This window comes from Streptomyces sp. NPDC007808 (genome assembly GCF_042868655.1).
Taxonomy (GTDB): domain Bacteria; phylum Actinomycetota; class Actinomycetes; order Streptomycetales; family Streptomycetaceae; genus Streptomyces.
The window spans coordinates 137,382-158,265 of record NZ_JBIAEQ010000009.1 but is presented as its reverse complement, the minus strand read 5'-3'; the positions used below and the strand labels follow the sequence as shown (position 1 = coordinate 158,265).

Below are 20,884 nucleotides of genomic sequence, written 5' to 3'. Positions count from 1 at the left end.
TCCCCCTCGCTCCGCACCGCGAAACTGCCGGTTGCGGGATGCTGGAGATAACGTTCGTTCACTTCCTCGGGCGGCGTGGCCCGGGGCATCCGTGCCGGGGACGGTGCGTCCGGCGCGTGAGCGGCGGAAATCGCGATACACGCACCATGTATGGCATGTGCGCCCTGTGCGGCATAACTCATATATGAGCGGTACTTGTCGGTACGGATGGATGTAGTCGCTTCATGGAGGCAGTGATGGGTGTGGCAGCCGGTCCGATCCGCGTGGTGGTGGCCAAGCCGGGGCTCGACGGCCACGATCGAGGAGCCAAGGTCATCGCGCGGGCGCTGCGCGACGCCGGTATGGAGGTCATCTACACCGGGCTTCACCAGACACCCGAGCAGATCGTCGACACCGCCATCCAGGAGGATGCCGACGCCATCGGCCTCTCGATCCTCTCCGGAGCGCACAACACCCTCTTCGCGGCCGTGATCGACCTCCTCAAGGAGCGCGAGGCGGAGGACATCCTGGTCTTCGGTGGCGGGATCATTCCCGAGGCGGACATTGCGCCGCTGAAGGAGAAGGGCGTCGCGGAGATCTTCACGCCCGGTGCGACGACGCAGTCGATCGTGGACTGGGTGCGGGCGAACGTGCGGCAGCCTGCTGCCTCCGGAGGCTGAGCCGGGGTCGGGCGCGGGCCGGCGGACTGACCGTCGGTGGGGTGACCGTCCTGGGCAGGCGGCTGCCCCCCCGGGTCCCGCTCGGCTCTGGTTTGGGTCCGGTTCCTGTTCCTGTTCCGGTTTCGGTTTCGGTTCCTCTGTTCCGGCCCGGTTTCGGTTCCGGCCCGGTTTGGTCTCGGTTCCGGCCCGGGGTCGGTTCCGGTTTCGGTTCTGGAGGCGCCCACCACCCCTCATGCGCCGGACGAGCTGGGTGGCGGTCCCATCTCCTCGATCATGGCTGCCCGCAACCGCAGCGTCGTGACCAGCCGCTGGAACGCCTCCGCCCAGTACCCCCCGGCTCCCGGCGACGCGTCCTCCGCCTCGTCGGGTACGGCCAGCAGGCCGTCGAGACGGCTCGCCTCGGCCGGGTCGAGACAGCGCTCGGCCAAACCCATCACGCCACTGAAACTCCATGGATAACTCCCCGCGTCCCGCGCGATGTTGAGCGCGTCGACCACCGCCCTTCCCAGAGGCGGCGCCCACGGGAGCGCACACACCCCGAGCAGTTGAAACGCCTCCGACAGCCCATGCGTAGCGATGAACCCGGCGACCCACTCGGCCCGCTCGGCGGAGCCCAGCGTGCCGAGCAGCTTCGCGCGTTCCGCCAGGGACACGGCCCCCGGACCTCCGGCCTCGGGCGCCGACGGCGATCCGAGGAGCGCTCTCGCCCACTCGGCGTCCCGCTGCCGAACCGCCGCCCGGCACCACGCCGCATGCAGTTCGCTCTGCCAGTCGTCCGCCACGGGTAGCGCCACGATCTCCTGAGGCGTACGCCCACCGAGCCGGCCCGGCCACGCCCCGAGCGGCGCGGCCTCCACCAACTGGCCGAACCACCAGGACCGTTCACCGCGCCCCGCCGGAGCCTTGGACACCACACCGTCGCGCTCCATGCCCGGGTCGCACTCGTGCGGTGCCTCGACACTGATCGTCGCAGTGGCGTGCGTGTGATCCAGTGCCACGCACGCCGCCGCGCGCACCGCCATCCGTGCGGCCAGCGCCGAGCCCGGCAGCGCGGAGAGCAGCTCCGCCGCCGTCGCCCGGACATTGCGGCTCCGGTCGGCCAGCGCCTGCTCCAGGAACGGCTCGTCCCGCGGGCCCAGCCCGGTCCGCAGCGAGTCGAGGAACATCAGCCGGTCCTCGGCCCGCTCCGTCGCCCATGTCGTGGTCAGCAGCTCGCGTGCGGCGGCGGGCTCATGGGCGCGGATCGCGCAGAGCAGGGCGACCCGTTCGGCGAACAGCCCTTCCTGCCACAGCTTGTGCACCTCCTCGGAGTCCTCGAGCGAGGGCAACGGCGCGCCCCCGCCGGGTGTCGCACGCAGGGCGAAGCGCCACTCCGGGTTCAGCCGGGCCAGCCACACGGCCCGGGGGCCCGCGAAGCTCAGCGCCGCCGGCCGCAGATCCGTACGCCCCCGCGCCGCGTCCAGGAGGGCGGGCAGCGACTCAGGGGGCGGCGCGAAACCGCGGTCGTTCACCGCCGCGAGCCACTGGGGCAGCAGCTCCATGAGGTCCGGCGCCGTACCGCGACGGCCGCCGCCCCCGGTGCCGGGGCGATCGGCCAGCAACATGGCCAGCCGCCGGGCCGCCGCCGGGGGCAGCACCGGTCGCGGGTCCTCGGGGGCCGGCTGCGGCCGCCGCGCAGCCCGCGCCGGACGAAGACCGGCCCGTCGCCGTACGGTCTCCAAGGCCGCCGCGTCCAGCAGCACCACCGGCGCCTCGCGCCCCGGCGCACCACCCGGGGGCGTGCGCCGGTCCGTCCCCAGCAGCGCCGCCGTGACGAGTTCCTCCCAGACGTCCGGCGCGGACGACGTCACAGGAGTCATAGGAGCCACAGGAGTCATAGGAGCGGTAGGGCCGGCCATCGGTTCATTCCTCTCTGCCATCGCGGGGTCGCTCCACCCGCCCCGAGGTGGTGAGGAGCAGTCGGAGGCGGTCGCTTCACGGTCACTGTCGCCCTGCACGTCGCTCAGCACAGTGGCACCGCCTCTCCCGCCCCCTGCGGCCATGCCGTCAGCGGGGTGAAGCCGCGGTGTCCGCACTCGCCGAACACCTTGACCGGAGCCCCACCCGACAGGGCGACCAGGCGCCACAGGCCAGGGCGGGCGCGGGCGGACGGCGTGAGCGGCAGGGCCGTGTCCGCTTCGGCGTCCGCCAGCTGCCAGGAGTCCCCGTCCGGAGTCGGTATGACCCGGTCCAGCGTCACCGGGACGGAGTCCAGCCAGGGGTCGGCGCGCAGTGCCTCGCCGTACCGGGCGGCCGCCTCTGCCGTCGTCACCCCTGGCGGCCGTGTCTGCGCGGGTACGGGCGGTGCGAACCGCTCGCCCAGCGCCGCCCGCAACTGCCCGGCGCCCGGGTAGGCCGAGACCTCGGCTTCCAAAGCCAGCCCCACCGGCAGCGCCAGTTCCGGGGCACGGCCGGCGGCGCCGTAGGACAGGAGCAGCGCGGTGCGGTCCGAGTCGGCGCCGTACAGCCATATCCTGCGCGTCGTCAGTTTGGTGTCCGCCGTGTCGTACTGGGCGAGGACCAGCCACCGGTCCCGCACCGGCTTGCCGTCCGCGGACGAGGGCAGGCCGACGCGGGAGCGGACCGTGTCCGACAGATCCGCGGGCAGGTCCGCGCGGCGCAGCCAGCCCTGGTCGAGAAGGTGGAGGAGGGCGCACTCCTCCAGCAGACGCACCGGCCAGCCGGGGCCGGATGCCGGCACGGCCCCCAACTCCCGCACTCGCGCCGCCAGTCCGGGGGCCTGGGCGTCGACCATACGGGCCGCCGTCTCCTCCCACAGGCCGTATCCCGACTGTTCGGCACCGGCAAGGCCGCCGCGCAGCAGGTCGGCCAGACGCTGCTCCAGCTCCGTGGCGCCCGCGGTGACCCGTTCGGCCCGGCGCTCCGACCTGCGCCGCGCCGCCTCGGGATCACCGGACCCGGGAGGGGAACCGGACGTGCCCGCCGTCCGCTTCTCCTCCGCCCGCTGCCTTCTCCCCTTCATCCACTGCTCCGCCCAGTCCGGCGGTGACCCGGGCGGCACCGCGCCCTCGCCGCCCGCCCAGAGCAGAAGCAGCCCGAGGGCGTGCTTGCACGGGAACTTCCGGCTCGGGCAACTGCACTTGTACGCGGGACCGGACGCGTCCGCGATGTCGACGACCGTCTGATACGGCTTGCTGCCACTGCCCTTGCACAGCCCCCACACCGTCCCCTCGTCGGAACTCCCCGCCTCGGACCACGGTCCCGCCGCGCCGAGTTTGCTGCCCGCTTTGCGTGACGCGGAGTCAGGCGCCAGTGCCAGCACCTGGTCCGCGGTCCAGCGCACCCCCTGCTGAGTCATGACATCGAAGGTAGATCCCCCCACTGACAATCGGTCGGCGCCGAGGCGCCGCAAGCGCCGCCGCGAGCACGTTTTCGCAGGTCGGAACGGATTGTCAGTGGCGTGGTGCAACGTGGATGCCAGATCCGAAACGGCTGAACCGGCCGAGCTGGAGGGGGACTTTGCCATGCCTGTGTCCGTAGAACCGATCACCGTCGAAACGGGGGAGCCCGCGGCGGCCGACGCGTTGCGACCGCATGCCGAGGACGCCTTCGCCGAGGAGCTCGCGGCGCTGGCCGCGCAGGACGACCGTCCGCGTCCGGCCCGTTGGAAGCTGTCACCGTGGGCCGTGGCCACCTATCTGCTCGGCGGCACGCTCGCGGACGGCACAGTGATCACGCCGAAGTACGTGGGGCCGCGCCGCATCGTCGAGGTCGCCGTCACCACGCTCGCCACCGACCGCGCCCTGCTCCTGCTCGGCGTGCCCGGCACCGCGAAGACATGGGTCTCCGAGCACCTGGCGGCAGCCGTCAGCGGTGACTCGACGCTGCTGGTGCAGGGCACGGCGGGCACACCGGAGGAGGCGATCCGATACGGGTGGAACTACGCGCAACTGCTCGCGCACGGGCCCAGCCGGGACGCCCTGGTGCCGAGCCCGGTCATGCGGGCCATGGCCGAGGGGATGACGGCGCGGGTCGAGGAGCTGACCAGGATTCCGGCGGACGTGCAGGACACGCTGATCACGATTCTTTCGGAGAAGACGCTGCCGATACCGGAGTTGGGGCAGGAGGTGCAGGCGGTCCGGGGGTTCAACCTCATCGCCACGGCCAACGACCGTGACCGTGGCGTCAACGACCTCTCCAGCGCCCTGCGCCGGCGCTTCAACACCGTGGTGCTGCCGCTGCCGGAGAGCGTCGAGGCCGAGGTGGACATCGTCTCTCGCCGCGTCGACCAGATCGGCCGCTCCCTCGATCTGCCCGCCGCGCCCGACGGCACCGACGAGATCCGTCGCGTCGTGACCGTGTTCCGCGAGCTGCGCGACGGAGTCACCTCCGACGGCCGCATGAAGGTGAAGTCGCCGAGCGGCACGCTGTCGACCGCGGAGGCGATCTCCGTCGTCACCAACGGCCTCGCCCTGGCCGCCCACTTCGGTGACGGGGTGCTGCGACCCGGCGACGTGGCCGCGGGCATCCTCGGCGCCGTCGTCCGCGATCCGGCGGCCGACCGGGTCGTCTGGCAGGAGTACCTGGAGGCGGTGGTACGCGAGAGGGACGGCTGGACGGACTTCTACCGGGCGTGCCGAGAGGTGAGCGCGTGAACGACGACCTGGGGTGGGGCCGCCCGAGCGGGGGGTCCAAGACGGGTGGATCCAAGCCGGGTCGATCCGTGGCCGGGGCGGCCCGTTGAAGCGGTGCCGCGAGGGCGGACGGACGAGTCCGGGTGGGCGGGGCCGAGCCGGTGGGCGGCGGGTGCGGTACGTGGCGGCTGCCCTGCCAGGGGTTACTCGCCGGCTCGCGTCGCAGGGCGCGACTGGGTGGTGGGCGACGGCCGGATGCCGCAGCTGTGACGACGAGTCGGCGCGCGGTGGTGCAGTGACGGCGAGTCGGCGCGCGGCGGTGCCGTGACCGCGAGTTGTTGCGCGGTGGTGCCGTGACGGCGGTCCGTGACCGTGAGGCACCGCGCGGTCGGGGCCGGCAGGAGGGGCGATGAGGGAACACGTAGGCGAGGGGGTTCGGTGTGACAGGTGTGGAGAGGGCTGAGAGCCGGGGCGTCGGCGAGCCCGGCAGCGGTACCACAGGGGCGGGTACCCGCCAGGCGGACGACGCGCGGGCGGGGTCGGATGCCTCGACCGCACCCGCCACGGCGTCGAACCCGCCAGGACCTCTGCTGCTCGGCGTGCGGCACCACGGGCCCGGATCGGCGCGGGCCGTGCGGGCGGCGTTGGAGGCCGCCCGGCCACGGATCGTGCTGATCGAGGGGCCACCCGAGGCGGACGCACTGATCCCGCTCGCCGCCGACGAGGCGATGCGACCGCCGGTCGCCCTCCTCGCCCACGCCGTGGACGAGCCCGGACGCTCGGCCTTCTGGCCGCTGGCCGAGTTCTCCCCGGAGTGGGTCGCGATGCACTGGGCCCTGGAGCACCAGATCCCGGCCCGCTTCATCGACCTGCCCGCCACACACACGCTGGCATGGGGGAAACAGGACGAGGCCACGTCAGGCGCGGGGCCCGGTGAGAGGGATGAGCCGGAGGCCGGTGCTCAGCCGGGGGGCGGCGGCGCCCCGGAGGGCGGCCCCGCTGACACCGGCGGGACGGGAGGTCCGGTGCCGGCACCCGGCGCGGCCGACGACGGTACGCCGGACGAGCGTGGCCCCAGCGCCGACGTCCGACTGGACCCCCTCGCCGTTCTGGCCGAAACCGCCGGTTACGACGATCCCGAGCGGTGGTGGGAGGACGTCGTCGAGCACCGGGGGTCGGGTGACGGGGACGTGTTCGCCCCGTTCGCCGGGCTTGAGGAGGCCATGGGGGCGCTGCGGGAGACGTACGGGAGCGGGGGACATGAGCGGGATCTCGTACGAGAGGCGTACATGCGACTCCAACTGCGCTCCGCACAGCGAGAGTTCGGCGACGAGGTGGCCGTGGTCTGCGGGGCGTGGCACGTTCCGGCGCTGCGGCGGAAGAGCACCGTGGCCGCCGACAAGGCACTGTTGAAAGGGCTGCCCAAGGTCAAGGCGGACATGACCTGGGTGCCGTGGACGTATCGCCGGTTGGCTCGGGCCAGCGGGTACGGGGCGGGCATCGACTCTCCGGGGTGGTACGGACACCTCTTCGGCGCGCCGGACCGGCCGGTCGAGCGGTGGATGACCAAGGTGGCCGGGCTGCTGCGTGAAGAGGACCGGATCGTGTCCTCGGCGCATGTGATCGAGGCGGTGCGGTTGGCGGAGACGCTCGCGGCGATGCGTGGACGGCCGTTGGCGGGGCTGAGCGAGACGACCGACGCCGTGCGGGCCGTGATGTGCGAGGGCTCGGACGTGCCGTTGGCGCTGGTGCGGGACCGGCTGGTCGTGGGGGACGTGTTGGGGGAGGTGCCGCGGGCGGCGCCGGCGGTGCCGTTGCAGCGGGACCTCGACCGGCTTCAGCGTCGGCTTCGGCTCAAACCGGAGGCGCTGGAGCGGGAGTTGGAGCTCGACCTGCGCAAGGAGAACGACGCCGGCCGCAGCAGGCTGCTGCACCGGCTGCGGCTGCTCGGCGTCGCCTGGGGTGAAGCGGTCGAGTCCCGGGGGAGCACGGGTACCTTCCGGGAGACGTGGCGGCTGCGGTGGGAACCGGAGCTGTCCGTACGGGTCGCGGAAGCCGGGGTGTGGGGGACGACCGTGCCGGCCGCGGCGACGGCCAAGGCCGAGGCGGACGCCGTCGCCGCGCAGGGGCTGGCCGATGTCACCGCGCTCGCCGAGCGCTGCCTGCTGGCCGAACTGCCGGACGCGCTGCCCGTGGTGATGCGGATCCTCGCCGACCGGGCCGCCCTCGACACGGACGTGGGCCGGCTCGCCCAGGCCCTGCCCGCGCTGGTCCGATCCCTGAGGTACGGCGACGTGCGCGGCACGGACACCGGAGCTCTCGCGGAGGTCGCCGCGGGCCTCGCCGAGCGCGTCTTCGTCGGCCTGCCCCCGGCCTGCGCGGCGCTGGACGCGGAGGCCGCGCAGGAGATGCGGCGCCATGTGGACGCGGTGCAGGGAGCGGTGGCCCTGCTGGACGACGGGGCGGAGCCGGTGACTCCCGGCGGCCCCGGACATCCGCCCGCTCCCGGTCACGGTGGCCTGCGCAGCCGCTGGCACGGGGTGCTTCGGGTGCTGTCGGCGCGCGAGAGCGTGCCCGGTGCCATCCGAGGGCGTGCGGTACGCCTGCTCTTGGACGACGGGGAGTTGGCGCAGGAGGAGGCGGCGCGGCTGATGGGGCTGGCGCTGTCCCCGGGGACTCCGCCGACGGATGCCGCTGTGTGGATCGAGGGGTTCGTCGGCGGGGGCTCGGGCGGCGGGATGCTGCTCGTGCACGACGAGCGCCTGCTCGGGTTGGTCGACGCGTGGCTGACGGGGGTGCCGGGGGAGGCGTTCACGGATGTGCTGCCACTGCTGCGCCGCACCTTCTCGGCGTACGAGCCAGGCGTGCGGCGGACGTTGGGTGAGCTGGTCCGTCGTGGGCCGGGTCAGCGGGGGAGCACGGGTGCCGGGGGCTCCGGCATACCCGGCTTCGGCGCCGAACTCGACGCGGAGCGGGCTGACGCCGTGGTGCCGGTGGTGCGGTTGCTGCTCGGGCTGGACCAGATGGAAGCGGAAGCGGCAGAGGACGTCGAAGGCGGCCTCGGCGACAACGACCCTGTGGGGGTGACGGGATGACGACTGACGCGGTGAAGGAACCGGCAGTGCGGGTCGCGGCGGTCGGCGTCGGCGGGCGACCGGCCGGCTTCGTGGCGCAGAGCCGTCCGAGGACGACGACGGTGCCGGTGATGCCGCTGTGGGAGCGGGCTCGTGAGGGGGCGTGTCGATGACGGTGACGATGCCGGTGGTTCCCATGGCGAGGCGGCGTCGCAAGGGAGTGTGCTGATGACGACCGAAGCGTTGGATCCCGCCCAGGAGAGGCTGCGGCGGTGGCGGATGGTGCTGGGCGGCGACGCCGCCGACGGCACGGGGTGCGCGCTTTCCGGACGGGACGCGGCGATGGACGGGGCGCTGTCCGCTCTCTACGGCAAGAAGGACAAGGGGTCATCCGGCAAGGACCGGTCGGCTGGGCTCGGGGCGTCGGCGCCGTCGGTGGCCCGGTGGCTCGGGGACATCCGGACGTACTTCCCGTCCTCCGTCGTCCAGGTCATGCAGCGGGACGCCATCGACCGACTCGGGCTGTCCACGCTGCTGCTGGAGCCGGAGATGCTGGAGGCGGTCGAGGCGGACGTGCACCTCGTCGGCACGCTGCTGTCGCTCAACAAGGCGATGCCGGAGACCACGAAAGAGACGGCACGGGCCGTCGTACGCAAGGTCGTCGAGGACCTGGAGAAGCGGCTCGTCACCCGTACCCGGGCCACTCTCACCGGCGCCCTCGACCGCAGTGCCCGCGTCAACCGGCCACGTCACCACGACATCGACTGGAACCGCACGATCGCGGCCAACCTCAAGCACTACCTGCCCGAGTACCGAACGATCGTGCCGGAGCGGCTCATCGGGTACGGGCGGGCGTCGCAGTCGGTGAAGAAGGAGGTCATCCTCTGCATCGACCAGTCGGGGTCGATGGCGGCGTCGGTGGTGTACGCGTCCGTGTTCGGAGCCGTGCTGTCGTCCATGCGGTCCATCAGCACGCGGCTGGTCGTCTTCGACACGTCCGTCGTCGACCTCACCGATCAGCTCGACGATCCCGTCGACGTCCTGTTCGGCACCCAGCTCGGCGGCGGCACGGACATCAACCGGGCGCTCGCGTACTGCCAGTCGCAGATCACCCGGCCCGCGGAGACGGTGGTCGTGCTGATCAGCGACCTCTACGAGGGCGGCATACGCAACGAGATGCTCAAGCGGGTCGCGGCGATGAAGGCGTCGGGGGTGCAGTTCGTGGCGTTGCTGGCGCTGTCGGACGAGGGGGCGCCCGCGTACGACAGGGAGCACGCCGCCGCGCTGGCGGCACTGGGCGCACCGGCGTTCGCCTGCACGCCGGACCTGTTTCCGGAGGTGATGGCGGCGGCCATCGAGAAGCGGCCGGTTCCGGTGCCGGACAACGACTGACGGACGGAGGAGGACGGAGGAGGAGGGAGGAAGGCGCTGAGCAGCCTCTGTCCAGGTGGAGATGGAGGGCAACGGGGAGGATGCCCGGTGATTTGTCGACGTGGTGACTATCGACTCGGGCCAGCAAAACGGACATGAATACCCATCGGTAACGGGGGGCTTGCGCGACCTCGGGAGGGGCGTGCAAGGATCGCTCTCTCTTCAGCGGTGCGCCCGCGCGCCGCTCGTCCGTACCGTGTCGCGCCGACTCGTTGCCGTCACGTGTACCTCGTTCCGCCGCACGGGAGGACCCGTCTCGCCTTGACCTGGCCAGCCGCTTCGCCTGTCGCCGCTCTGCGTGTCCTGCGCACGGCGGCCGGGCGTCGTGCGCTGCAGGCGGCGTTGCTGGTGGGCGGTTTGTTCGCGCTGGCGTTCCTCTGCGGCGAACGGGCGTACGCGGCGGACCGGGCGCCGATCGACGCCGGCACCGTGTCCTCCCCAGCCTCGGTGTCCCCAGCCTCGGTGTCCCCAACCTCCCTGTCCTCGGGCGCCGTCGGGATCGAACCCGCGCTGTCGGAGGCCGGGAGCGCCCCGCACGCCGTGCACGACGGTGAGTCCACCGCCGCGTCCGTCGGCGATTCCGTCGGCGTGGCTCCGCGGCCCGTGACCGAGCGCGTCGTCGAGCCGGTCGTCGAGCCGGTCGGGGGGTTGGTCGAGTCGGTGGTCGACTCGGTGGTCGAGGGGGCGCACGAGGCGCCGCCGGTGCCGTCCCTCCCGGGCTTCGACGCGCCGAACCCGCCCGGCTTCCCGGGGCTGCCCACCATCCCGGACCTCCCCGACGGCCCGGGGCTGCCCACCATCCCGGACCTCCCCGACGGCTCGGACCTCCCCGGGCTGCCCGACGCCCCCGCCACTCCCGACCTCCCCTCCCTCCCCGACACCCCCGGTCTCCCCAGCACCCCTGGCGTTCCCGATCTGCCGTCCCCTCCTGACACCCCCGGCCACACCCCGCCCGCGCCCGTCACCGCGGCGCCGCGGCCGGAAGCGTCGGTGTCGGCGGAGGACGGCGGTCGTGCGGACGAGGGGCGCTCCCGTGCCGCCGTGGCCGTCACCCACGGCCCGCGGTACGGGGCCGAGCCCGCCGTGTCCCGCGCCTCCGCTCGCACCGATGCGCACCGCACCGCGCCCGCTGCGGACGTCCCCGACCACCGGGTGTCGGCCGATCGCCCCGGTGTGATGGGCAACCGTTCGGCTGGGGACGGCGGCGGATCACGGCACGGGGACGCACACGCGCTGTCGGTGACGCAGCGGGCGCCGGTGCGGCTGCTGCCCGGCGACGCGGCGCGTGCCGACGCGGACGAGATCCGGGACAGGCACCGGGACATACCGGTTTCTCCGGCCTAGGCCGGCAGACCGGCCGGACCGGCCTCCCCGCCGCGGACCTGCCGCGCGGGGGTGGAAACAGGTCTGCCCGCCCGTCCGGACCCCGGTTCCGAACGTCCTGAGGACGTTCACCGGGCGTCTGCCGGACGGAAGCCGCCGGAGCCGTATCCGCTCACGCTGGTCCTCGATTCCCCGGACCGCGACCGGAACCGGCGCCGCACTGTCCCCAACCCGTCCGAAGCCCCGGAGCCTCGCGCATCCGCTGAACTCCGGAAGCCTTCGGAGCCCCAAGATCCAGGGATCCGACGTAAGCATGAACAAGAACATCCGCCGTTCGATCGTCATAGCCGCCGGCGTCACCGGCGCCTGGGCGCTCGGTTCGACCGCCTCCCACGCGGACGAGCTGCCAGCCTCCTCCCTCTCCGCAGCGGACACGGCCGCCGACGCGAGCGACGCCACGTCCGGCCACCCCGATTCCCCCGACCTGCTCGACGCGGTCGACGGTGTCGTCTCCGACGTGACGGGCACGGTCTCGGACGTCACCAGAGGCGCCACCGGCGCGGTCACCGCCACGACCGAAGCGACCGGCACAGCCCGCACGACCGGCACAGCCGGCACGACCGGCACGACCGACGCGGCCCGCAAGGCCCAGCAGGTGCCGACGAGCACCGCCGACCAAGCCCGCCGCTACGTCGACGCCGAGGTCACCGTCCCGTCCTCCACCGGCACCTCCATCTCCACCTCCACCACCTCCCCGAAGGCCACCCAGGCCATCCAGGGCGCCAAGGCCGCCCGCGCCGACCGGGCCGCGGAGCAGATCGCCCAGCACACACCGCGGCCCTCCCAGACCATCGACTACCTCTTCGGCCCGCTGGCCGCATTCGCCCCCGAGCTGGAGCAGGCGCTCGCCGCCGCGCAGTCGAAGCTGCAGGGCACCCAGGCGGCGGCGCGTTCGCAGGCGCAGGGAGTCGAGGGCGTCGTACGGGCGAAGGCGCAGTACGCCGTCGCCGGCGCGGGCCGCACCGGATCGGGTGTGCAGCAGGTCGCCCAGTCCTCCGCCGCGCACCTCGACGGTGAGGCCAAGGGCACGGCAACGGCCGCGCGGGCCGCCGCCGCCGAACGGGCCGCCGCCGTCAGGACAGCGGCCGAGGGCTCCGTCTCCGCCGTCCCGAAGCACCTCACCGGCAGCGTCACCGGCGCGGTCACCGGCACCGTCGGCACCGTCGGCGGCGTCGAGCAGCGGGTCGTCGGCACGGTCGCCACCGTCCCCGGCACGGTCACCCCGGTGGTGGAGCAGACCACCGACGCGGTCGTCCCGCCGATCGCCGGCCAGGCCGTGAACGGCGTCCTGCCCGTCGCCGGGCACGCCGTAGGCGGCGTCATGCCGGCCGCCGGGCACGCGGTCGCCGGGATCCCCCCGCTCGCCGGGGACGCGGTGGACCGTGTGCAGTCGGCGGCCGTCGGGGCGGTGACCGGGGTGCGGCCGGTCGTCGGCGGGACGGTGGACGGCGTCGTGCCGGTCGCGCACGGGGCAGTGACCGGGACGGCCGGGGCGGCGGGGCACACGGTCGACGCCACGACCGCGCTGGCCTACGGCATCGCAGCGCAGGCAGGGTCGCTGGCCACCCAGGCCGTCGCGGGCGTGGGGCCGATCGCCGCCGATGCCCTCCAGGACGTGCGGCCGGTGGCCCATGGCACGGCCGACGGCGTGGAGCACCTCGCGCACGGCACCGTCGCCGACGTCCGGCCCGTGGCCGCCGGTACCGTCTCCGGCGCCGGCCACCTCGCCGCCGACGTCGTCTCCGCCACCCGGCCGGCCGTGCGGGGCGTCGCCGCCGACCTGCCCCGGTACGCCACCGGCCTGACCGACCGGGCCGCGGCGGACGTCACCGGTGCCGTCCTGCCGCCCGTCGCCGGCACCGCCGTGCGCGGCGCGGTGCCGGTCGCCGGTCAGGCCGTCGGGGACGCGGGCGCGCTGGCCTACGGAGCGGTCGGTGACGTCCGGCCCTTCGCGGACGGGGTCGCCGGCGAGGTCGACCCGTTCGTGCACGGGGTGGCCGGTCAGACCGTTCCCTTCGCCGAGGGCGTCACGGAGGAGGTGCGGCCGTTCGCGTACGGCGTCGCCGGCACCGCGCAGCCCCTCGTGCACGAGGTCGTCGACACGGCACAGCCGGTCGTGACGGGCGTCGGCGGCAGCGCCACCAGCCTGGCGTACGGCGTCACGGGCGACGTGCGGCCCTTCGCGGACGGGCTGGCCGGCGAGGTCGGCCCCTTCGCCCACGGCGTCTCGGGCCAGGTCGCGCCGTTCGGTGAGGACCTGACCGGCACGGTCCGGGACTCGGCCGGCCCGCTGGCGGGCAACGCGGCCACCGGCGTGCAGGGCCTCGCCGGGTCGATGACACCGGACTACGCGCAGGACCCGCACCTGGGAGGCGCGTACCGCATCTGACCGGACCGAACCGGACGTCGTACGAGGGCCTCGGCCGCGTACGACGCTTCCGTCGCCCGGCGGCGCGAGCCGCTCCGCCGAGGCGAACCACGACTCCGCGGAGCAGACGGCCCCGGACGGCCGAAAGCCGTCGGTCCGTCCGGCCGGGACCCCGCGGAAGGGCCGGGTGGTCCCCATTGGGGTGGGGATCACCCGGCCGGTGCCCCGAGGGGTGGCCCATTCGCGCCCCTTCGGGCTGTTCCGGGGGCCTCGCCGGGTCAACCCCAGCCCGGTGAGGTTCTCCCCCGGTGTGTTCCCGTTCGCTCACAGTCGGCACGCCGTGCCAGAGATCTTTGCTGATCGCGGCATCATGTGACAGGTATCACCGCTCAGGTGTGACCCTCGATTTAGGGGCCCTCCGCAACCAGCGATAACCTGCGAGACGGACATGCCGCGCGCTCGGACACCGTGTGCGCCTCCCTTGTGACAGCGGACGTCACGTTGCCCTTCGCGGCACGCCCACGCATCCAACGAACCGCGAGATCACTGATAGGGACGGAAGCGCGTGGACCTGTTCGAGTACCAGGCGAGGGACCTCTTCGCCAAGCACGATGTACCGGTGCTGGCCGGTGAAGTCATCGACACGCCTGAGGCGGCCCGCGCAGCCACTGAGCGCCTCGGTGGCAAGTCCGTCGTCAAGGCACAGGTGAAGGTCGGCGGCCGCGGCAAGGCCGGTGGCGTCAAGCTCGCCGCGAGCGCGGACGAGGCCGTCGCCCGGGCGACCGACATCCTCGGCATGGACATCAAGGGCCACACGGTCCACAAGGTCATGATCGCCGAGACGGCCCCGGAGATCCTGGAGGAGTACTACGTCTCCTTCCTCCTCGACCGTGCCAACCGCACCTTCCTCTCCATCGCCTCCGTCGAGGGCGGCATGGAGATCGAGGAGGTGGCGGCCACCCGTCCGGAGGCCGTCGCCAAGATCGCGATCGACGCCATCGACGGCGTGGACGAGGCCAAGGCCCGCGAGATCGTCGAGGCCGCCAAGTTCCCGGCCGAGGTCGCGGACAAGGTCGTGAACGTCCTCATCAAGCTGTGGGACACCTTCATCAAGTCGGACGCCCTCCTCGTCGAGGTCAACCCGCTCGCGAAGGTCGCCTCCGGCGAGGTCATCGCCCTGGACGGCAAGGTGTCGCTCGACGACAACGCCGAGTTCCGTCACCCCGAGTACGAGGAGCTCCACGACAAGGCCGCGGCCAACCCGCTCGAGGCCGCCGCCAAGGAGAAGAACCTCAACTACGTCAAGCTCGACGGCGAGGTCGGCATCATCGGCAACGGCGCGGGTCTCGTCATGAGCACCCTGGACGTCGTCGCGTACGCCGGTGAGAAGCACGGCAACGTCAAGCCGGCCAACTTCCTGGACATCGGCGGTGGCGCCTCCGCCCAGGTCATGGCCAACGGCCTCGAGATCATCCTCGGCGACCCGGACGTCAAGTCCGTCTTCGTCAACGTCTTCGGTGGCATCACCGCCTGTGACGAGGTCGCCAACGGCATCGTCCAGGCCCTGAAGCTGCTGGAGGACCGCGGCGAGGAGGTCACCAAGCCGCTCGTCGTCCGTCTCGACGGCAACAACGCCGAGCTCGGCCGGCAGATCCTCACCGACGCCAACCACCCGCTGGTGCAGCGCGTCGACACCATGGACGGCGCGGCCGACAAGGCCGCCGAGCTGGCCCACGCCGCCAAGTAAGCACTCAGGACGAGGACACCAACACACCATGGCTATCTGGCTCAACAAGGACAGCAAGGTCATCGTCCAGGGCATGACCGGCGCCACCGGCATGAAGCACACCAAGCTCATGCTGGGTGACGGCACCAACGTCGTGGGCGGCGTCAACCCGCGCAAGGCGGGTCAGACCGTGGACTTCGACGGCACCGAGGTACCCGTCTTCGGGACGGTCGCCGAGGCCATCGAGAAGACCGGCGCCAACGTCTCCGTCATCTTCGTGCCGGAGAAGTTCACCAAGGACGCGGTCGTCGAGGCCATCGACGCCGAGATCCCGCTGGCCGTCGTGATCACCGAGGGCATCGCCGTGCACGACTCGGCGTCGTTCTGGGCGTACGCCGGCAAGAAGGGCAACAAGACCCGCATCATCGGCCCGAACTGCCCCGGCATCATCACCCCGGGCCAGTCGAACGTCGGCATCATCCCGGGCGACATCACCAAGCCGGGCCGTATCGGCCTGGTGTCGAAGTCCGGCACGCTGACGTACCAGATGATGTACGAGCTGCGTGACATCGGCTTCTCGACCGCCGTCGGCATCGGTGGCGACCCGATCATCGGCACCACGCACATCGACGCGCTCGCCGCGTTCGAGGCCGACCCCGAGACCGACCTGATCGTCATGATCGGCGAGATCGGTGGCGACGCCGAGGAGCGGGCCGCGGACTTCATCGCGAAGAACGTGTCCAAGCCGGTCGTCGGCTACGTCGCGGGCTTCACCGCGCCCGAGGGCAAGACCATGGGCCACGCCGGCGCCATCGTCTCCGGTTCGTCGGGCACCGCCCAGGCGAAGAAGGAGGCCCTGGAGGCCGCGGGCGTCAAGGTGGGCAAGACGCCCACCGAGACGGCGAAGCTGGCCCGCGAGATCCTCGGCGGCTGACCTCACCCAGGCGCCGCCCGGCTGTACGCCGGTGGGCCCGTTCCCCGCACGGGGGCGGGCCCACCGGCTTTTGCGTGCACCGGGCCGGGGTCACCGCGGCTGTGGTGCCAGGCGTTCCGGGCCGTGCCGGGCATCCGCGCGAAGCTTGTCCCGCAGCTTCTGCTGCTTCGCCGACAGCGGCCCCGGCGCCACCTTCGGCGGGACGCCGAGCACCGTCTCCCCCGGCGGTACCGGCGGTTCGTAATGGGTCGGGGCCGTGCGCAGCGTCAGTGCCGTCGTGCCGATGAGCGCCACGGTGAACGCGATCGCCGCACGGGTCCAGAAGCGGGCCCGGCGTTCACTGCCGTCGCGTACCGTCGCCGGCTCGGCCGCACGCAGGCGCTCCGTGGCGGCCAGTTCGGCCAGTCGGCGGTGGAGTTCCTCGGGGTCGGACAGGACGGGGAGGCGCTCGGCGACGGTGGCACGGGCGTGCAGGAGGCGGTTCGCGGCCGCCAGGGTGCTCGCCTCGGTCTCGGCCGCGGTCTCCGGCAGGTCGAGGCCCACACCGTCGTAGAGCAGAAGTGTGCGGCGCTGGGACGGCGGGAGCGTGAGGAGTACGTCCATCAGGGCGCGGTGGGAGGCATCGGCGGGCGGGGGCTCGGGGTGCCGGTAGCGGGGGCGGAACCGGTGCCAGGGGGACAGGGCGCAGTCGTACGCCGTCGCCCGCACCCAGCCCGCCGGGTCCCGGTCGCGGGCCACCTCCGGCCAACGCTGCCAGGCCAGTTGGAAGGCCTGCTCGACCGATTCGCGGGCGAGTTCGCGGCGTCCGGTGAGCAGGTAGGTCTGCCGTACGAGGGCGGGGGCGCAGAACGCGTAGAGCGCGTCGAAGGCCTGGGCGGGGGTGAGGGGGTGTTCGTGGTGGGCGGCACTGGGGGCGGACGTGGACCCGGCCTCGGGGTGACCCGCCGTCACCTCCCCTTCGGGCTCCCGCCCCTGCGTCTGCCTCTTCGCCGCGAGACCGTCCAGCAGCCGGGTGTACGCCTCTCTCCTGGGGCCGCTCGGTGACGTACGGCCCGTCTCCCACGCGCGCACCGTCTTACGGCTCACGCCCATGCGCGCGGCGAGCTGAGCCTGCGTCATGGAGGCGGCCTCACGCAGGCGTCGGCGTTCCTCGGGCGGGGGGAGCGGGGTTGCAGGACTCTGCGTCACCGGACACCCTTTCGTACGAAAAAGTACATAAACATATATTGGGCGACACATCGGAGCTTTGCCCGTTACGCCGGAAAAGCGCGTGTCGTTGGGAGCATGGCGAACGTGATCGAGATGACCGCTCGCCGTACGTCCCTGCTCACACGCGTGCGACACCGCTCGCCCGGACTGGCCGCCAGCCTGCTGAGCGGCGCGGTCGCGGCGGGGCTCGGACTGGGTGTGTTCGCCGTGCTGGTGATGGTGCTGTGGGTCAGTTCGCCCTACCCCGACAGCGGACCGGGGGGCGCGCTGCGGATCGCCGCCGTGCTGTGGCTGCTGGCCCACGGTGCCGAACTCGTCCGCGCCGACACCCTCTCCGGCGTTCCCGCGCCGGTGGGCGTGACCCCGTTGCTGATGTTCATGCTGCCGGTGTGGCTGGTGTACCGGGCGGCGCGGGACCAGGCTGCGGACGGCGGCGAGGGAGAGGTGCTGGTGTCGGGGCGTACCGCGTGGGCGGGCGTCGTGCTCGGGTACCTCGCGGTCGGTGTGAGCGCCGCCGCCTACGCCGCCGGAGGTGATCTGCGGCCGGCATGGCTGTGGACCGGGTTCTTCGTGCCGCTGCTCGTGACGGGGGTGGCCGGGGCAGGGGTGTGGACGGCGTGCGGTCGGCCGCCCGAGGTGGTGGAGGGGGTACTGCTCGCGTTGCCGAGACGGGTGCGGCGGCTGGTGCCCGGCGTGCGGGCACGGGCCCGGCTCGGGGTCGCCGCACGGGCCGCGGGAGCCGGGGTCGCGGCGCTCGTCGGTGGCGGGGCGTTGCTCGTGGGCGTTTCGCTGGTGTGGCACGGCGGGGCCGCGCGGACGTCCTTCCTCCAGCTGTCGGAGGGGTGGTCGGGGCGGTTCGCGGTGCTGATGCTGTGTGCGGCCCTCGTGCCGAACGCGGCCGTGTGGGCGGCGTCGTACGCCCTCGGGCCGGGCTTCGTTCTCGGGGTGGGGCATGCGGTGGGGCCGGTTTCCTCGGCGCCGACGCCGTCGCTGCCGCCGTTCCCGTTGCTGGAGGCGGTGCCGGGAGCGGGGGTCGCGGTCCCCGTGCAGTGGGCGGTCGGGGCGGTGCCGGTGGCGGCCGGGGTGGTGGTGGGGTGGTTCGTCGCGGGCGTGGCGGTCCACGGGGGGCCCCGGACGGAGGACGGCTCCCCCTACGAGGGGCCTCGGACATCGGGCGGACGGGCGTCCGGCGGGCCCCGGACGCTCGGAGGGCAAGTGACCGGAGGGCCGCGGACGAACGGTGGCCGCGCACCCGAGGGGCCTCGGACCAAGGGTGGGCAGGCGGCCGCGAAGGCCCGCTCCGCGGCCGCCCAGGCGCCTGCCGTCGTCTGGTCGTGTGGACGGACCGCCCTGGTGGCCCTGCAGGCCGCGGTGTGCTGCGCGGTCTTCGTCGGGGCGCTGGCCGCGCTGTCTGGCGGGCCGCTGGGCGTCGGGGCGCTGGCGCAGTTCGGGCCGGTGTGGTGGCAGGCCGGGGCGGCGGCGCTGGGCTGGGCCACGGTGGTGGCGGTTCCGGTGGCGGTGGTGGCGCGATGGTGGCGGGCCCGCTCGGTACCGCGGCCGCGTGCGGACCGGGGGAGCGAGGCGCAGGACGCCCGGATCGGCAGGCACCGGATGGAGGGGGCGGCGGAGAGCGAGCCGGGGGCCGAAGGGCGCCGGCTGCGGGAGCGGCTGCCGTTGATCGGCCGGTGGCGTGCGCGGGCGGCGGAGCCGGGCGAGGCTGCGTCGACGGGATCGCGCACGGAGAGCACCGTCTATGACCAGGAGGTGCTGGTGAGGGCGTCGGCGCGGGAGCGGGCGGTGCCGTCCCAGAGCGGCGCCGTGGTGGTGCGGTCCAAGGGGCGCGACAAGGGCGCGAGGCGCGTGGCACATGCTCAGGACGCCTCGGGCGAGGTGTCCGATCAGGAGATCCCGTACCTGGAGTACGACCACGACACCACGTTCGAGCCGCACGGCTTCCCGTCCGCCGACGCCCCGGCGGAGCCGCCGCCCTCCCTCGCGTCCTCGGGTGAGCCGCCGTCCTCGGACGAGCCGCCGTCCTGGGGTGAGCCGTCGTCGTGGGCCGAGTCATCGTCCTGGGGTGAGCCGTCGTCCAAGGGCGCCGACACCTCTGGGGAAGGGCGCACGGCGGCGAAGGAGGCCCAGGATCCGCCGAACGCGGCGGCGGCGCCCACAACGCCGGGCGGGGCGGGGGCGCCGGAAACGTGGGAGGCCCCAGGATCACCGGAAATCCCGGGAGCCCCGGGAGCCTCGGCAACCCCGGGAGCCTCGGAAACCCCGGCGATCCGGGACGCCCTGGCGGGTCCGGCAGGCGCGGGCGCGGACGGTCCGGGCTGCAAGCAGATCCCGGCCGGGAAGCAGATCCTGGCCGGGAAGGGGATCCCGGAAGCCTCGGACGCCCCGAAGCCCTCGGGTTCCCCCGAGGCTCCGAACACCCCACATCCCCTTGCGGACGCGAAGGTCCCCCAGAACCCGGAGGCCCCGGCAGCGGCGGCCCCGGAGAACCGGATCGCCCCGGAGGCACCAGGGGCACCGGAAGACCCTGACGCGCCGAAGGCGCAAGCGGACACGGCCCCGGAGTGAGACCGACGGGCAGGCCGGCAGCGCGGTCGCGGCCCGGGCAGCCCCGCCCGGGCCCCGAGCCGGTCTCAGTCGGTCGTCCCCAGGACCCCGCGCAGTTCCTTCGGCAGCAGGTCGTTGCACGCCTGCTCGGCCTCGTGGGTCAGGGCGTCGTTGGTGCACGTGTAGTAGTCGCTGTAGACCACCTGCGCGGTGAACCCGGCGGCGACCACCGCGATCGCGAGGGACGCCGTGACCAGGCCGCTGACCGCCGCTGTCGTCTGGGGGCGGCCGGTGGTCCGGGCCGCCGGGGTGTCCGGGTCGGGGGTGCGGGTCTTGGCGCGGAGGCTGCTGACGCCCCAGTACAGGGCCAGCGCGCCCAGCAGCAGGGCCACGTACGGCCAGCTGAACAGGGCGAAGAAGAAGGCCCACATACCGGAGAGCAGGGCGTAGCGGGCGCGGCGCTGCGCGGGGTCGGTGGGGTCCCAGCGCATGCCCGTGCCCGTGCCGCCGCTGCCGGGGCCCTCCTGGCCGCCGCCCCGGGGGCGGTCGCCGAAGCCGCCGGAGGAGCGTCCCGGCTGGCGGTCGCTCCACTGGCTGCCCCAGGGCGCGTTCCCGTCGTCGTCGCCCGAGTCCCGCGAGCCGTCCTCCCCCTTGCGGCGCCGCGGCTGCCAGGGGCGGTCCGGCGTGCCCTCGGGCGGTGGGGCGAAGGGGTTGTCCTCCTGCGCCGAGCCGCCGCGGCCCCCCGCGTCGCCGTTCTGGCCGCCCGAGGGCGCGTCGGGCGGTGAAGCGGGGCGCTCACGCAGCAGCACGCCGCTGTGCTCCCCTCCCTGCACCGAATGCTGGGGGAGCGTGAGGAGTCGCAGGCTGCGGTCCGGCATCAAGTGAGCGTCTTCCCCTTGTGAAAGCG

Annotated in this window: 12 protein-coding genes and 1 pseudogene; 9 read left to right on the top strand and 4 right to left on the bottom strand. The window is 73.5% G+C overall.

Going from position 1 to position 20,884, the window contains the following annotated elements:
- Positions 1 to 236 precede the first annotated feature (236 nt).
- Positions 237 to 659, top strand: a complete 423-nt coding sequence (locus ACFYNL_RS31685; RefSeq protein WP_019754804.1) for a cobalamin-dependent protein — start codon at positions 237 to 239, stop codon at positions 657 to 659.
- A gap of 230 nt (positions 660 to 889) precedes the next feature.
- Here ACFYNL_RS31685 and ACFYNL_RS31680 read toward each other — a convergent pair whose 3' ends face one another.
- Entirely contained in the window at positions 890 to 2,518 is a 1,629-nt protein-coding gene (locus ACFYNL_RS31680) for a DUF5691 domain-containing protein (protein WP_388809431.1), read from the bottom strand.
- A 143-nt stretch (positions 2,519 to 2,661) separates the two neighbouring features.
- On the bottom strand, positions 2,662 to 4,017 hold the full coding sequence (locus tag ACFYNL_RS31675) for an SWIM zinc finger family protein (protein ID WP_388809428.1): 1,356 nt from the start codon (positions 4,015 to 4,017) through the stop codon (positions 2,662 to 2,664).
- Positions 4,018 to 4,183: 166 nt separating this feature from the next.
- Between ACFYNL_RS31675 and ACFYNL_RS31670 the strand changes: the two genes are divergently transcribed.
- From ACFYNL_RS31670 to sucD, 7 genes are all read left to right on the top strand, one after another.
- Positions 4,184 to 5,314 carry an AAA family ATPase gene (locus ACFYNL_RS31670; RefSeq protein ID WP_388809426.1) on the top strand — a complete coding sequence of 377 codons (1,131 nt, stop codon included), beginning with the start codon at positions 4,184 to 4,186 and terminating at the stop codon, positions 5,312 to 5,314.
- Between the two features lie 578 nt (positions 5,315 to 5,892).
- Complete coding sequence (locus ACFYNL_RS31665; protein WP_388810099.1) at positions 5,893 to 8,388, top strand: DUF5682 family protein; 2,496 nt, start codon at positions 5,893 to 5,895, stop codon at positions 8,386 to 8,388.
- Positions 8,389 to 8,595: 207 nt separating this feature from the next.
- Positions 8,596 to 9,759: a VWA domain-containing protein gene (locus tag ACFYNL_RS31660; protein ID WP_388809423.1), complete on the top strand. Its 1,164-nt coding sequence runs from the start codon at positions 8,596 to 8,598 to the stop codon at positions 9,757 to 9,759.
- 300 nt (positions 9,760 to 10,059) lie between these two features.
- Entirely contained in the window at positions 10,060 to 11,142 is a 1,083-nt protein-coding gene (locus ACFYNL_RS31655) for a hypothetical protein (protein ID WP_388809421.1), read from the top strand.
- Between the two features lie 292 nt (positions 11,143 to 11,434).
- Positions 11,435 to 13,570 (top strand): hypothetical protein, encoded by a 2,136-nt coding sequence (locus ACFYNL_RS31650; RefSeq protein ID WP_388809418.1) that lies wholly within the window; start codon positions 11,435 to 11,437, stop codon positions 13,568 to 13,570.
- A 544-nt stretch (positions 13,571 to 14,114) separates the two neighbouring features.
- Positions 14,115 to 15,296: an ADP-forming succinate--CoA ligase subunit beta gene (sucC, locus tag ACFYNL_RS31645; RefSeq protein ID WP_388809416.1), complete on the top strand. Its 1,182-nt coding sequence runs from the start codon at positions 14,115 to 14,117 to the stop codon at positions 15,294 to 15,296.
- Between the two features lie 28 nt (positions 15,297 to 15,324).
- Entirely contained in the window at positions 15,325 to 16,209 is an 885-nt protein-coding gene (gene sucD / locus ACFYNL_RS31640) for a succinate--CoA ligase subunit alpha (protein WP_388809413.1), read from the top strand.
- Between the two features lie 90 nt (positions 16,210 to 16,299).
- Here sucD and ACFYNL_RS31635 read toward each other — a convergent pair whose 3' ends face one another.
- Entirely contained in the window at positions 16,300 to 17,397 is a 1,098-nt protein-coding gene (locus ACFYNL_RS31635; RefSeq protein WP_388809411.1) for a helix-turn-helix domain-containing protein, read from the bottom strand.
- 96 nt (positions 17,398 to 17,493) lie between these two features.
- Here ACFYNL_RS31635 and ACFYNL_RS31630 point away from each other — a divergent pair.
- A pseudogene (locus tag ACFYNL_RS31630) lies at positions 17,494 to 18,966 on the top strand (DUF6350 family protein); the annotation flags it as partial.
- Between the two features lie 1,097 nt (positions 18,967 to 20,063).
- Here the strand turns inward: ACFYNL_RS31630 and ACFYNL_RS31625 are convergent.
- Positions 20,064 to 20,855, bottom strand: a complete 792-nt coding sequence (locus ACFYNL_RS31625; protein ID WP_388809409.1) for a hypothetical protein — start codon at positions 20,853 to 20,855, stop codon at positions 20,064 to 20,066.
- Positions 20,856 to 20,884: the final 29 nt, after the last annotated feature.